Raw genomic sequence first — 13,209 nt, 5'->3', positions numbered from 1 at the left:
TTTTGCCTGTTTTATCCGGGGCGTCTTACTTGGCCGGAATGGCTTCCAGTACGTGTACCAGCAGTTGCCAGAAACGCTCGACTGCCGGGATGTGTACCTTCTCGTCAGGGGAGTGGGCACCGCGGATGGTCGGGCCGAAGGAGACCATGTCCCACTCCGGATAGGCGCTCTTGAACAGACCGCACTCGAGACCGGCGTGGATCACCATCACGTTGGGCATGGTGCCGAACAGGGTCTGGTAGCTGTTGCGCACCAGCGCCATGACGGGGGAGTCCACGTTCGGCGCCCAACCCGGATAGGCACCGGTGAATTCGCAGCTGGCACCCGCCAGGGTGAACAGGGAGCGGGTCATCTGCTCGATGCTCTCGCGACCGGAATCGATCAGGGAGCGGATCAGGCACTGGACGTACACTTCGCCATCCTGAGTCTTGATGACCCCCAGGTTGGTAGAGGTTTCGGTCACGCCGGGCATGGCATCGCTCATGCGCATCACGCCATTCGGGCAGGCCATCAGGGCATCCAGCAGGCGCTGCTGCAGGGAGACGCTCATCAGCTTGGCCGGTTTGGCGGCGCTGTTGACCAGCAGAGTCAGGTTCGGCTCGGTGGCGGCCAGCTCGGTCTGGTAGATCCCGGTATAGCGGTCAACCAGCGCCTTGAACTCGTTTACGCTGGCAGCGGGTACCAGCAGGGTGGCACGGGCTTCGCGCGGGATGGCGTTGCGCAGGGTGCCGCCGTGGATCTCGGCCAGACGGATACCGAGCGGCTCGGCTGCTTTGAGCAGGCGCACCAGCAGCTTGTTGGCGTTGCCACGACCGCGGTGGATGTCGCAACCGGAGTGACCGCCACGCAGCCCTTTGACGGCCAGCTCGAGGGCTTCGCCTTCCGCAGCATCAGCCAGCTCGAGCGGGAAACGGATATTGGCATCCACCCCACCGGCGCAGCCCATATAGACCTCGCCATCCTCTTCGGAGTCGGTGTTGAGCAGGATCTCGCCTTCCAGCCAACCCGCTTCCAGACCGAAGGCGCCGGTCATGCCGGTCTCTTCGTCAGTGGTCAGCAGCACTTCCAGCGGGCCGTGCTTGATGGTCTTGTCCGCCAGCACGGCCAGGCAACCGGCCATACCGATGCCGTTGTCGGCACCCAGGGTGGTGCCACGGGCAGTGACCCACTCGCCATCGACATAAGCATCGATGGGATCGGTCGCGAAGTCGTGTTTGGTGTCGGCGTTGGCCTGCGGCACCATGTCGATGTGGGCCTGCAGCACCACACCTTTGCGGTTTTCCATCCCCGGGGTAGCCGGTTTCTTGATGATGATGTTGCCGACGTTATCCTGTTTGACCGCCAGACCTTCCCCTTGCGCCCATTGGACGATCCAGGCGCTCAGCTTGGCTTCATGCTTGGAAGGGTGGGGGATGGAGCAGATCTGTTCGAAGAAATGCCAAATCAGTTGGGGGGACAAGGAACTTAGTTGTGCCACGTCAGGACTCCTTACCAGCACGGAATGAGAGAGGCCCCGTCAGTGGGCCTGGAAAGTGGATAACGATAATACAGTCAATCGCAGAAAAATGTGAGCGGTTAGCGCAAATCGCAGGGCGGTTGTGCTGCCGGTGGCTACCAGGGCAGTGCAATTTTCAGGCTCGGGTGACACTGTTTGGCAGAAACGAAATTTATGTGACGAGCTTCACAAAAAGATTGAATTTACGGTGCCGGCTGGTAAATTAGCTCCCGTGGTTCGCCACCCGTCAGGATGACGATGAAAGCCTCCAGGGAACCGAAGCAAAGCAAGTGCGCCTCCATGGAACCGAGTGTTCGTTCAAGGATTTGAGCCCGCATTAAAGGTACGTAACTTGTTAAGCAATCAGGAGTTTCAATATGCCAGGCAGCAACTCAACCTATTGGTTTGCCCCCTCTTTGTATACCCAGGGTTTCAGCTACCCTAATCCCTTCGTCACTCGTCGCTAAGACGAGCTGCCCAACCAGGCAGAGGCGAGAAAGCAGCAGGTGCGTGAGGTTAAACCTCCCCCTGCTATTTTTTTATCTGCGATTTGCCGCACAGCCCATTAGGACTCGGCAGCAGGGACGGCAGGTTAGTCGTTTGGCGCTCTAGATGTGCCGAATGAAGAGGGGGATGCCGATTTTTCCTGTTTTTGGCATACGTTTGCCAGGCATTTTCTCTGCAAACGGTGCTATCATATCGGCCCAACAGCCTGTCCGCGGTTTGGACACATCATCTAACCGATCGCCGGATAAGCCCATCTTGCTTCCATTGTTATCAGATTTGCTGCCGAGGCTTAGCCCTGAGGCAGCCGAAGTGCAATCTGAATTCAGTCGGGCAAGGGCCGCCATTTACTGGCATCCGCAGGGAGAATTGCGGATGTTTTTATTTTAAGTGATTGTTTTTAAATAACTATTCGAGATCGATAACATGCCGAAAAAGTTCTATGTGTCGTGGGACAACCTGCAACGTGAAGCTCGCCGTCTGGCCCGTCGTCAGCTGCCTGTCAGCCAGTGGAAAGGTATCATCGCGGTCAGCCGTGGTGGTCTGGTGCCCGCAGCCCTGATGGCCCGTGAACTTGGCATTCGTAATGTGGAAACCCTCTGCATCTCCAGCTATGACCATGACAGCCAGCGCGAGCTGGTGGTCGTGAAGGCTGCCACCACCGCCGGTGACGGCGAAGGCTGGCTGGTGGTGGAAGATCTGGTGGACACTGGCACTACCGCCAAGGCGATCCGCGAGCTCTACCCGAAAGCCAAGTTCATCGCGATTTTCGCCAAGCCGATGGGCGAAGCGCTGCTGGACGATTTCGAAGTGGCGATCCCGCAGGATACCTGGATCGAACAACCGTGGGATATGGCACTGGAGTTCGCCACACCGATCTGCGACGAAAAGTAACGGGATCGGGATGTGACGCTCGCTGCGTCCATTGGTCGCAACCGGCAGTAATGGTTTCACAGGGCTCCAATTTGGAGCCCTGTTTTTTTGTGTATCAATCTGTTGCAGGGTGGCTGATGGGCAGTAAAAGTGGTTAAGATGAGCTATTGCCTGATATGAATGGGACACTATCTTGGACTTGAACGAAGACCTAAACCTGACCGAACAGCTCTTTACCCGCGTCAAGAAGGTATTGGAAACATCCGAGATCTCCAACTCCAGTGCGGCTGATCTGGCGCAAGCCGAGTCAGACGAGATGTTTATCGACGGCTCCATGTCAAAGAGCTGGTATCGCTTGCTGCGTCGCCCCTCCTGGACCTGGCAGGGGGCTGATCCCATCGAAGTGGAGCAGACCCTGGCCCGTATCGCCATGGCGACCGGCGAGCGTACCCATGACTGCTATCTCGATACCATCAAGGGCTATGTGCCCGGCAACTGGATCTACGAGTGGAGCCAGGTGGCTGGCAACTATTTCAAGCAGGGCCGCGAACTGCGCGAGAAGGGTGATCCTTCTGGCGCCTTGAAACAGCTGCTCAAGGCGGTGCGCTACTACTCCATCGCCAGCTATCCCCATCTCAAGGATGACGAGCTGGCGGATCAGGCCCAACTGCTCGGTAACATGGCCTATCGCGAGGCGGGTCGCCTGTTCAAGGTGCCGCTCAAAGAGATCCAGGTGCCTTTTCGCGGCAAGCATATTCAGGGTTATCTCCACCTGCCGACGACCGAAAAACCGGTGCCGCTGGTGATCATCAGCGGCGGGATCGACTCCCTGCAGCTCGATTTCCTCAACTTCTATCTCAAACGGCTCGAGCCCAACGGTATCGGCATGCTCTCCCTCGATATGCCCGGGGTTGGCTATGCCGAGCATTGGCCGCTGGTGCAGGATACCAGCCGCCTTCATCAGGCGGTGCTCCATTACCTCTCCGAAGTGGCCTGGGTCGATCATCAGCGTATCGCCATGGTGGGGATGCGTCTGGCGGGCAATATCGCAGCCAGACTGGCCTTTATCGAACCCTTTAAGCTGCGCACCGTGGTTTGTGTCGGCGCCGGTGTCAATCAGGTGTTTACCAATCAGGAGCTGTTTGCCAAGTGTCCGCGCATGATGCGGGACAGTCTGGCCAACCGGTTGGGGGCGGATGCGGCGCAGTGGGACGGCATGCGTACCAAGTGCCAGGTTTTTTCACTTAAAACACAAGGATTACTGGGGACTCGCACCTCAGTGCCGATATTGAGTATTGGACACAAGCGAGATTTTATTTGTCCCGAGCAGGATGTACGGGCATTGGCGGCGGCCAGTCGTAACGGCAAGGCCATCGTATTCGACAAACAGCCTTTGCTGGAGGTGTATGACAAGGCGCTGGACGAAATCGTCGAGTGGCTGAAACAGCATTTGTGTACCTGACATTGCGCTAAAGAACTGACACCATCCCGAGGTGGTGCGGCTTGTTTAACAGGGAGGTTAACATGTCTGAAAGAGTGACCTACAAGCGACTGCTAAGGCAGTTTGCTGCCATTGGCCCCTATTTGCGCGAAGATCTCTGCGAAGAGGGGCGTTATCGTTTCGACTGCCTGTCGGTCTGTGTCAGCGCCAAGCCGGCGCCGGACAAGCGGGAGTTCTGGGGCTGGTGGCTGGTGCTGGAGCAGGACGATCACCATTTCCGTTACCACTATCAGCTCGGTTTCTACAATGCTGATGGTGAGTGGCTGGACAAGCCGATCCCCAAGAAGCACCAGGTAGAAGTGGAGCGGACCCTCAACCGTTTCTACAAGCTCATCAGCGACAAACTGACGGCTCTGGAGTGTCAGTTAGCGCCAGCGGATCAGGTCACCAATGAGTTGACCGTGACCGCTGCTTGATCCCTGATGCCCGGCGAGCAGCATCCCGCTGTTTGCCGGGCCATCAGTCAGCCATCTCCCCTTCCGACCGCAATCATCCGGGCCTTTGCTTCATCTCCTCACCCCCGGCGTTAATTGCCTTGCAGGGCACCATGGCCGTGGGTATAAAGATATTCCTTACTTTTTAGTCTTTATGCTCCCATGGAAAACAGAACCATAGTCGTCAAGTTGGGCACCAGCGTGCTCACAGGGGGGTCTTCCCAGCTCAATCGTGCCCATATGGTCGAGCTGGTCAGACAGTGTGCGGCCTTGCACCGTCACGGCCATCGGGTCGTGGTCGTCACATCAGGAGCTATCGCCGCCGGGCGTGAACATCTGGGCCACCCGCCACTGGCGCCAACCCTGCCCAACAAGCAGATGCTGGCGGCGGTTGGTCAGACCCAGCTGATTCGGGTATGGCAGGATCTGTTCAACCTCTACGGTCTGCATATTGGCCAGATGCTGCTGACCCGCGCCGATCTGGAAGATAGGGAGCGCTACCTCAACGCCCGCGATACCATGCGCACCCTGCTCGATCACCGCATTATTCCGGTCATCAACGAAAACGATGCGGTGGCGACCGCCGAGATCAAGGTCGGCGACAACGACAACCTCTCCGCACGGGCCGCCATTCTGGCGGATGCGGATCTGCTGATCCTGCTGACTGACCAGAAGGGGCTCTTTACCGCCGATCCGCGCACCAATCCCGATGCCCAGCTTATTGAAGAGGTGCAGACTATCGACGATACCCTGCGCTCGCTGGCGGGTGACAGTGTCAGCGGCCTCGGCACCGGCGGCATGGCTACCAAGCTGCAGGCCGCCGATGTGGCGCGCCGCGCCGGCGTCAACGTGGTGATCGCGACCGGCCAGATGCCGGAGGTGATCGGCCGTCTCGCCAAGGGCGAGCGGATTGGCACCCTGTTCCCGGCGCTGGCGTCCCCGCTGGAAGGGCGCAAGAGCTGGATCCTGGCAGGCCCGCCCCCTCACGGCGAAGTACATGTGGATCAGGGGGCTGTCGCCGCCATGAAGGATAAAGGCTCCAGCCTGCTGCCCAAGGGGATTGTCGCCGTCAAGGGTGACTTTATTCGAGGCGATGTGGTGCGAATTCTTGATCCCAAGGGCGCCGAGCTGGCGCGCGGTATCTGCCGTTACGACCATCTGGAGCTGGAGAAGTTGCGTGGCGTCCACTCGGATCAGATTGAGCAGGTACTGGGCTATGGATATGGTTCAGTAGCCATCCATCGAGACGATATGGTGCTGCTCTAATCAGGGCGGCACGGCATGAACAAAGGGAAATGAGATGAGTCTGGAGAAAATGGGGCAGGCGGCCCGTGAAGCCGCCTATCAGCTGGCTACCATCAGCACGGCGCAGAAGAATCGGGCGCTGGCCGCCATCGCCGACGAGCTGGAGGCGCGCAGTGAGCAGATCCTCGCCGCCAACGTGAAAGATATCGCCGCCGGCCGTGAGGCAGGCTTGTCAGAGGCGATGCTGGATCGCCTGCTGCTCAATCCGGCCCGGCTGGCCGGTATCGTGGCAGATGTGCGCAAGGTGATCACGCTGGACGATCCGGTCGGCGCCGAAATGGATAGCCGGGTGCTGGAAAATGGCCTGCGTCTCTCCCGTCGTCGGGTGCCCATCGGGGTTATCGGCGTCATCTACGAGGCGCGCCCCAACGTCACCATCGATATCGCCAGCCTCTGCCTCAAGACCGGCAACGCCAGCATATTGCGTGGCGGGCGCGAGACCTTCCACTCCAATCTGGAGCTGGTGCGGGTGATCCAGCATGCCTTGGCGGCCTCCGGTCTGCCCGAGGCGGCGGTGCAGTACATCGACAACCCGGATCGGGCGCTGGTCGGCGAGCTGCTGCGCCTCGACCGCTATGTGGACATGATCATCCCCCGTGGCGGTGCCGGCCTGCACAAGATGTGCAAGGAGAACAGCTCCATCCCGGTCATCATCGGCGGGTTCGGTATCAGCCATATTTTCGTCGACGAGAGTGCCGATCTGGTGCGCTCTCTGGCTGTTATCGACAACGCCAAGGTGCAGCGCCCCTCCGCCTGCAACGCCCTCGATACCCTGCTGGTACACGAGAAGGTGGCTGCTACCTTCCTGCCGCAGCTGGTGACGCTGATGAACGAGCGCAAGGTGACGCTGGTGGCCGCGCCCAATGCCATGGCGTTGCTGACTGGCGCGGACAACCTGTGCGAGGCGGGGCCGGAGGATTTCGATACCGAGTGGCTCGGTCTGACCCTGGGGGTCAAGTTAGTGGCGGATGTGAACGAGGCGCTGGCCCATATGCGCGAGCATAACGCCGGCCACTCCGATGCCATCCTGACCAACGATCTGGCCAACGCCGAGCGTTTCGTCAACGGAGCCGGTTCGGCGGCTGTCTATGTCAACGCCTCCACCCGTTTCACCGATGGTGGCCAATTTGGTCTGGGGGCTGAAGTGGCGGTGTCGACCCAGATGCTGCACGCCCGTGGCCCCATGGGGCTGACCGAGCTTACCAGCTACAAGTGGGTAGGGCAGGCCGATTACCTCAGCCGTGCCTGATAACCTGTTGTGTCAGATACAAAAATGCCGACTCTTGGGTCGGCATTTTATTTGGCGGATATCGGGAAGATATCAGGCGATCGGGTTACTCCCCCTGATAGAGCACCTTGTCACCGGATTTGAGCACATAGCCCTTCCAGGGGAAGAGGGTGTAACCGCTGCCCTGCCACGACCAGTTGCCTTCCATCCCCTGACGGGCAAGCTGGTGCTGCTCACCGGTGGGCAGGGTCAGTTCGGCCTTGCTCTGATCGGTGTTGAACAGCACGAACGCACTGCTGGTCTGGCTGGCATCGGTCGGATTGAGCCGGATACCCTCTTCAAACAGGCGCACACATTTGCCAGTCAGCGCTGACCACTGATAGCCCGCACTGCCGATACAGCCGTGGCTGTCGCGATCGCCGCCCACCAGATGTTGTTCCGGTGTACTGCATGCCGCCAGCAGCAGAGAGGCGGCCATCAGGGTCAAGGTGCGCATGGTTACTCCTGAAGATCCCGTTCGATGACGATGTTGGAGAATCCCAACTCTTTGAAGTAGTTCTCCTGGTAATCCTTCACGCTTTTCTTGTCACGGCGACAAACCTGAGCCAGCTGGGCCTCCATAGCGTGAAAACTGGTGAGATCCAGCCCTTCGGCAGCGGCGATGGCGTCGTAGATGCTGCGGAACTTGTCGTTCGCGTAGCCGATCTCTTTGGCCTGTTTTTTATAGGTATACGTAATCTTAAAGGCCATCTTGCCCTTCCTTCTTCGATTTGGCTTGCTTGCGCTGGACGTAGAGGTAGAGGCTTTCGACCTTCTCCCGGGCCCAGGGGGTCTTGCGCAAGAACTTCAGGCTGGACTTGATGCTGGGATTATCGGTGAAGCAGCGGATATTGATCTGCTGCCCCAGCTCTTCCCAGCCGTAGTATTCGACCAGCGCGGTGACGATGGCTTCCAGCGTCAGCCCGTGCAGCGGGTTGTTCTTCTGCGAGGCGTTTGGTTGCTCGCTCATGCCTGCTCCGCCAGCTTGGCAAAGGGCTGACCCATGCGGGTGGTGACGCCGTTGGCCAAGTGAGGTTCGAAACCGGCCAGCATGCCAGGGCCAAACAGGCAGACCACGGTGCTGCCCAGCTTGAACAGGCCCATCTCGGCACCTTTCTGCAGGGTAATGGCCTCGTCGCCGCTGTAGTCCCAGCGCACCACCTTCTTCTCTTTGGTCGGCGCAATGTTGCCGGCCCAGATGGTCTCGATGCTGGCCACGATAGTGGCACCGACCAGCACCAGCGCCATCGGGCCGTGCGGGGTGCGGAAGGTGGCGACCACCCGCTCGTTGCGAGCAAACAGGTTCGGCACGTTCTCGGCGGTGAGCGGGTTGACGGAGAAGAGATCCCCCGGCACGAACACCATGCTCTCCAGCACACCATCCAGCGGCATGTGGATGCGGTGATAATCCTTGGGCGCCAGATAGATGGTGGCGAAGTCGCCATCCTTGAACGGCGCCACCAAATCCTCATAGCCACCCAGCAGCTCGCGGGCGCTGTAGTCGTGGCCCTTGGCCTGGATGATGCGACCTTGCTGGATGGGGCCGAGCTGGCTGACGGTGCCATCGACCGGCAGCGCCAGGGTCATGGCATCTTCTACCACGGGGCGGATACCGGGCTTGAGCTCGCGGGTGAAGAACTCGTTGAAGCTCTTGTAGTGGGCCGGGCTCTCGTGCAGCGCCTCGCTCATGTCGACCTGATACTGCTTGATAAAAGCCTCGATCACTTTGGTAGTGATGTTGCCCGCTTCGGCGGCGGCAAACTTGCCGATCAGACGGGAGAGGGCGTGCTTGGGCAGACAGTATTGACCGGCAATTTTCAGGTTGTCAGTAATGCTCATGTTCATCATCAACGTAGGTTTATTAGGGTCACAGGCGCGCCTGTTGGCGACCGTGACGTGCTTCCTGCATGGTTTCCAGGATGCGGTGATAGTTGTGGAAGCGATCGGCGCTGATAGCGCCCGCGTCGACCGCGGCGCGCAGGGCACAGCCGGGATCGTCCTTGTGGGTACAGTCGCGGAACTTGCAGCCACCCAGATAGTCGCGAAACTCGACGAAGCACCAGGTGATGCGGTCGGCCTCCAGATGCCAGAGGGCGAACTCGCGGATCCCGGGGGAGTCGATGAGATCGCCACCGCTCGGGAAGTGGTAGAGTCGCGCCGTGGTGGTGGTGTGCTGGCCGAGCCCCGAGTTTTCGGAGATCTCGCCGGTCAATACATCCAGCCCCGGCATCAGGGCGTTGGTGAGCGACGACTTGCCCACCCCGGACTGGCCAACGAAGATGCTGATCTTGTCGGTCAGAGCGGCTTTCAGCTCATCGAGCCCTTCGCCGCTCTCGCAGCTCACCAGCAGCACCTCGTAATTGAGTTTGCGGTAGGTTTCGAGCTGGCTTTCGATGCGCGCTCTGGCGGCATCATCGAGCATATCGACCTTGTTCAGCACGATGAGGGGGCGGATCTCCACATCCTCGGCGGCCACCAGATAGCGGTCGACGATGTTGGTGGAGAACTCGGGCATCACCGCCGAGACGATGATGATCTGGTCGATATTGGCGGCGATGGGTTTGACCCCGTCGTAGAAGTCCGGCCGGGTCAGTACCGAGTGGCGCGGATGCACTGCCTCGATGACGCCCGCTGTCGCGGCATTGAGGCCGGGACGCCACACTACCTTGTCGCCACAGACCAGACTGCTGATGCTGCTGCGCCGCAGGTTGCTGCGGTGGATGGTGCCATCGACCGCTTCCACGTCTGCGTGTTGACCAAAACGACTGATCACCACCCCTTCGATGGCGGGGCCAAACAGGGTGTCATCCACCACTGTGGTGTGATCTTTTTGCAGCCGCCGTTCGCGGTTGGCCTGGACGCGCCTTTGTTGACCCAGATTGAGTTTTGCTTTCTTTGCCACTCGATTCGCCAGTTTATGAACAGATCCAAAGCCAGTATGATACATGCAAATTGGCAAAATTCCGCCATTCCTCCCAATAGAGAGAGCAATCATGACAGTCAGCGCGCAGAACCTGGTATGGATCGACATGGAGATGACGGGTCTCGACCCCGAAGAGAACGTGGTACTGGAGATTGCCACCATAGTCACCGACAAGGATCTGAACGTACTGGCCGAAGGGCCGGTCATCGCCATTCATCAGAGTGATGAAGAACTGGCCAAGATGGACGACTGGAACGTCAACACCCATACCAAGAGCGGTCTGGTGGCCCGGGTCAAGGCGAGTCAGCACGATGAGGCGAAAGCCATTGCCGAGACCCTCGAGTTCATTCGCCAGTGGGTGCCGGAGCGTACCAGCCCGCTGTGCGGCAACAGCATCGGTCAGGATCGCCGCTTCATGGTCAAACACATGGCCGAGCTGGAAGCCTTCTTCCACTACCGCAATGTCGACGTCAGCACCATCAAGGAGCTGGTACGCCGCTGGCAGCCGGAACTGCTGGATCAGTTCAAGAAGAGCGGCACCCACCAGGCGCTGGACGACATCCGTGAATCTATCGCCGAGCTGCAGTTCTATCGCAGCCACGTCTTCAAGATCTGATTCCCCGGCAAGGGTTTGTCATACTCTGGCTGCTAAAATCGACAGTTCGGCCAGCTTTTGAGCGAACGCGCGCAACCAGACAAAAAAGCCCTTGCAATTGGAATGACTGCTCTTATAATTCGGCTCCCGTACAGTAGCGCAAGCAACCAAATGCTGTACGGCCTGTTTTAAGGTAGTTGCGGGAATAGCTCAGTTGGTAGAGCACGACCTTGCCAAGGTCGGGGTCGCGAGTTCGAGTCTCGTTTCCCGCTCCAAAAATCTGATGATGACACTGGTGCAAACCAGCCCGATGCGGGAATAGCTCAGTTGGTAGAGCACGACCTTGCCAAGGTCGGGGTCGCGAGTTCGAGTCTCGTTTCCCGCTCCAATCATCAGCCAGCCTAAAGACAACCAAATTGTTGCGGGAATAGCTCAGTTGGTAGAGCACGACCTTGCCAAGGTCGGGGTCGCGAGTTCGAGTCTCGTTTCCCGCTCCAAAAAATTTGTAAGTGATATTCCGATGCGGGAATAGCTCAGTTGGTAGAGCACGACCTTGCCAAGGTCGGGGTCGCGAGTTCGAGTCTCGTTTCCCGCTCCAATCACTTGCAGATGACATTCTGTTGCGGGAATAGCTCAGTTGGTAGAGCACGACCTTGCCAAGGTCGGGGTCGCGAGTTCGAGTCTCGTTTCCCGCTCCAAACATTTGTAAGTGACATTCCGTTGCGGGAATAGCTCAGTTGGTAGAGCACGACCTTGCCAAGGTCGGGGTCGCGAGTTCGAGTCTCGTTTCCCGCTCCAATCACTTGTAAATGACATTCTGTTGCGGGAATAGCTCAGTTGGTAGAGCACGACCTTGCCAAGGTCGGGGTCGCGAGTTCGAGTCTCGTTTCCCGCTCCAATCTCTCTTCGAAGTTTTCATAATCCCTTTGAATTGCCCCTCACATCGCGCTGCGATGCTTTGTCGTATCTGACGTTTACTCAGCGTGTCTCTGTCACCTCCTGCAAACAGGAAGGTGGTACGGGTTCATTGTGCGGGTTGTACGAGGGAAAGGTGGTTGGCAGGAAGAATTGCGGGCAAAAAAGAGGAGGGGCCTTGGCTCCTCCTGCATGATTCACTGGCGCGGGCTTAAACCAGAGTAACGTTCTCAGCCTGAGGGCCTTTTTTGCCCTGGGTCACAGTGAACTGGACTTTTTGACCTTCAGCCAGGGTTTTGAAACCGGTGCTCTGGATGGAGGAGAAGTGAACGAATACGTCCGGACCCTGGGATTGTTCAATAAAGCCAAAACCCTTGGTTTCGTTGAACCATTTTACCTGGCCGGTGCGAATGTCAGACATGTGCTAAATCCTATCAATAACAAAATGAAACTAAGCCCGTGCTGGGCTGCATTTGCCTTGCAAGCAGGGGTTGGCTCATGACTGACCACGTCTCTTTGTCCCAGTAGCACGTAGAACAATCCCTGTCTAAAGCACAAACGATTGTACGTTAGCGCCGATCCTTGTCAATTTGACCCCTTTCGTTTTTTGAACAAGCTAAAAATATTGTGAAGTCAGTAGCTTATTTGAAAATATTTGACTGAAAAAAACGGGAAGCCAGCGCCTCCCGTTTTTGTTATTCCTTGAGGGCGAACCCTTCGCCCTGCCGGTCGTAGCGGTAAACCGCCTGACCGTAGGAGCGGATCTCCACCCGCTGGATGCGGCGGGTGTCGTCCACCAGGATGAAGATAGAACGGCCCGATTGCAGGCGGGTCAGGGGACGATCCGGCCCCTCGATGGCGATCAGGCGGCTCAGCTCGGCACCCGGCAACTCGAATTTACGCCAGATGGAGTAGAGGGTCTCACCCGCCTGCACATCGTGTTGCAGCCAGGTGCCGTTAACCTTCTCTTCGACCGGCTTGGCTGCCGCGGGGGCACTGCCTGCCGCGCCATTACCGACAGTTAGAGCTTGAGCAGGCACGGCCAGCGGCACTTCCAGCGAGCCGGAAGGGGCGGCTTTGGGGGCGGATGGCGCTGGCTCCCAAGCCAGCACCAGCAACCAGAGCGGGATCAGGATCAGCAGACCTATGGTGTTTTTGCGGGGCAGCGGGCTGGACAGCTTGAATTTGCCTGCTTTGGCATCCTGGCGGCGTTGGCCGAGGTTGCTCATCCCTTGGCCAAAACGTTGGCGCAGGGACAGGGTCGCGGCATTGATGCGATGGAGCAGGGATCCTTGTGATTCGTCTTGGCGACGCTGCTGGGCTCGTCTGTTATGGCCTCGTGGGCGACGGTCCGGGGTGGGCACGGCATTTACCTCTCACTACATTGCCTGCCATCA

General features: G+C 58.6%; 14 protein-coding genes and 7 tRNA genes. 13 read left to right on the top strand and 8 right to left on the bottom strand.

Annotated elements, in window-relative coordinates; translation table 11 throughout:
* Positions 1-25 precede the first annotated feature (25 nt).
* Entirely contained in the window at positions 26-1,477 is a 1,452-nt protein-coding gene (locus ACTG2W_RS09225; RefSeq protein WP_071914473.1) for an aminoacyl-histidine dipeptidase, read from the bottom strand.
* A gap of 948 nt (positions 1,478-2,425) precedes the next feature.
* On the opposite strand from ACTG2W_RS09225, the gene gpt reads away from it, so the two are divergent.
* The 5 genes from gpt to ACTG2W_RS09200 all read left to right on the top strand — a co-directional run bounded on the left by gpt (position 2,426) and on the right by ACTG2W_RS09200 (position 7,361).
* On the top strand, positions 2,426-2,893 hold the full coding sequence (gpt, locus tag ACTG2W_RS09220; protein WP_005339007.1) for a xanthine phosphoribosyltransferase: 468 nt from the start codon (positions 2,426-2,428) through the stop codon (positions 2,891-2,893).
* Between the two features lie 172 nt (positions 2,894-3,065).
* Entirely contained in the window at positions 3,066-4,334 is a 1,269-nt protein-coding gene (frsA, locus tag ACTG2W_RS09215) for an esterase FrsA (protein ID WP_005349360.1), read from the top strand.
* A gap of 62 nt (positions 4,335-4,396) precedes the next feature.
* On the top strand, positions 4,397-4,789 hold the full coding sequence (gene crl / locus ACTG2W_RS09210) for a sigma factor-binding protein Crl (protein WP_005339003.1): 393 nt from the start codon (positions 4,397-4,399) through the stop codon (positions 4,787-4,789).
* Between the two features lie 180 nt (positions 4,790-4,969).
* Positions 4,970-6,073 carry a glutamate 5-kinase gene (proB, locus tag ACTG2W_RS09205; protein ID WP_042080580.1) on the top strand — a complete coding sequence of 368 codons (1,104 nt, stop codon included), beginning with the start codon at positions 4,970-4,972 and terminating at the stop codon, positions 6,071-6,073.
* A 34-nt stretch (positions 6,074-6,107) separates the two neighbouring features.
* The gene (locus tag ACTG2W_RS09200; protein ID WP_106842273.1) at positions 6,108-7,361 is read left to right on the top strand and encodes a glutamate-5-semialdehyde dehydrogenase; all 1,254 of its coding nucleotides are present in this window, start codon (positions 6,108-6,110) and stop codon (positions 7,359-7,361) included.
* An 85-nt stretch (positions 7,362-7,446) separates the two neighbouring features.
* Here ACTG2W_RS09200 and ACTG2W_RS09195 read toward each other — a convergent pair whose 3' ends face one another.
* From ACTG2W_RS09195 to rsgA, 5 genes are read right to left on the bottom strand one after another with little or no spacing between them, the layout of a single operon-like run.
* Entirely contained in the window at positions 7,447-7,836 is a 390-nt protein-coding gene (locus tag ACTG2W_RS09195; protein ID WP_106842274.1) for a hypothetical protein, read from the bottom strand.
* Between the two features lie 2 nt (positions 7,837-7,838).
* Positions 7,839-8,090, bottom strand: a complete 252-nt coding sequence (locus tag ACTG2W_RS09190; RefSeq protein WP_005338984.1) for a DUF2960 domain-containing protein — start codon at positions 8,088-8,090, stop codon at positions 7,839-7,841.
* On the bottom strand, positions 8,080-8,349 hold the full coding sequence (locus tag ACTG2W_RS09185; RefSeq protein ID WP_005338981.1) for a VF530 family DNA-binding protein: 270 nt from the start codon (positions 8,347-8,349) through the stop codon (positions 8,080-8,082). The genes ACTG2W_RS09190 and ACTG2W_RS09185 overlap by 11 nt, the downstream gene beginning before the upstream one ends.
* On the bottom strand, positions 8,346-9,218 hold the full coding sequence (gene asd / locus ACTG2W_RS09180) for an archaetidylserine decarboxylase (protein WP_162516305.1): 873 nt from the start codon (positions 9,216-9,218) through the stop codon (positions 8,346-8,348). Before asd ends, ACTG2W_RS09185 begins: the two co-directional genes overlap by 4 nt.
* 28 nt (positions 9,219-9,246) lie before the next feature.
* Entirely contained in the window at positions 9,247-10,281 is a 1,035-nt protein-coding gene (gene rsgA, locus ACTG2W_RS09175) for a small ribosomal subunit biogenesis GTPase RsgA (protein ID WP_041202348.1), read from the bottom strand.
* A gap of 91 nt (positions 10,282-10,372) precedes the next feature.
* On the opposite strand from rsgA, the gene orn reads away from it, so the two are divergent.
* From orn to ACTG2W_RS09135, 8 genes are all read left to right on the top strand, one after another.
* A complete protein-coding gene (orn, locus tag ACTG2W_RS09170) occupies positions 10,373-10,918 on the top strand; it encodes an oligoribonuclease (RefSeq protein ID WP_042080584.1) in 546 nt (181 codons plus the stop codon).
* Between the two features lie 178 nt (positions 10,919-11,096).
* Positions 11,097-11,172: transfer RNA gene (locus ACTG2W_RS09165), tRNA-Gly, on the top strand.
* A 37-nt stretch (positions 11,173-11,209) separates the two neighbouring features.
* Positions 11,210-11,285, top strand: a tRNA-Gly gene (locus ACTG2W_RS09160).
* A gap of 33 nt (positions 11,286-11,318) precedes the next feature.
* A tRNA-Gly gene (locus tag ACTG2W_RS09155) sits at positions 11,319-11,394 on the top strand.
* A 25-nt stretch (positions 11,395-11,419) separates the two neighbouring features.
* Positions 11,420-11,495: transfer RNA gene (locus ACTG2W_RS09150), tRNA-Gly, on the top strand.
* Positions 11,496-11,519: 24 nt separating this feature from the next.
* Positions 11,520-11,595 (top strand) — tRNA-Gly (locus tag ACTG2W_RS09145).
* Between the two features lie 24 nt (positions 11,596-11,619).
* Positions 11,620-11,695, top strand: a tRNA-Gly gene (locus ACTG2W_RS09140).
* Positions 11,696-11,719: 24 nt separating this feature from the next.
* Positions 11,720-11,795, top strand: a tRNA-Gly gene (locus ACTG2W_RS09135).
* A gap of 228 nt (positions 11,796-12,023) precedes the next feature.
* Here the strand turns inward: ACTG2W_RS09135 and ACTG2W_RS09130 are convergent.
* Together ACTG2W_RS09130 and ACTG2W_RS09125 are read right to left on the bottom strand one after the other, a co-directional pair.
* Positions 12,024-12,233 carry a cold-shock protein gene (locus ACTG2W_RS09130; protein WP_005338972.1) on the bottom strand — a complete coding sequence of 70 codons (210 nt, stop codon included), beginning with the start codon at positions 12,231-12,233 and terminating at the stop codon, positions 12,024-12,026.
* A 274-nt stretch (positions 12,234-12,507) separates the two neighbouring features.
* Positions 12,508-13,176, bottom strand: coding sequence for a LysM-like peptidoglycan-binding domain-containing protein (locus ACTG2W_RS09125; RefSeq protein WP_103250429.1), 669 nt, complete (start codon positions 13,174-13,176; stop codon positions 12,508-12,510).
* Positions 13,177-13,209: the final 33 nt, after the last annotated feature.

The sequence above is a fragment of the Aeromonas sp. 96A genome, from assembly GCF_051919165.1.
Lineage (GTDB): Bacteria > Pseudomonadota > Gammaproteobacteria > Enterobacterales > Aeromonadaceae > Aeromonas > Aeromonas veronii.
Note: the sequence above shows the minus strand (reverse complement) of the source record. Positions and strands in the feature narration are given on the sequence as shown.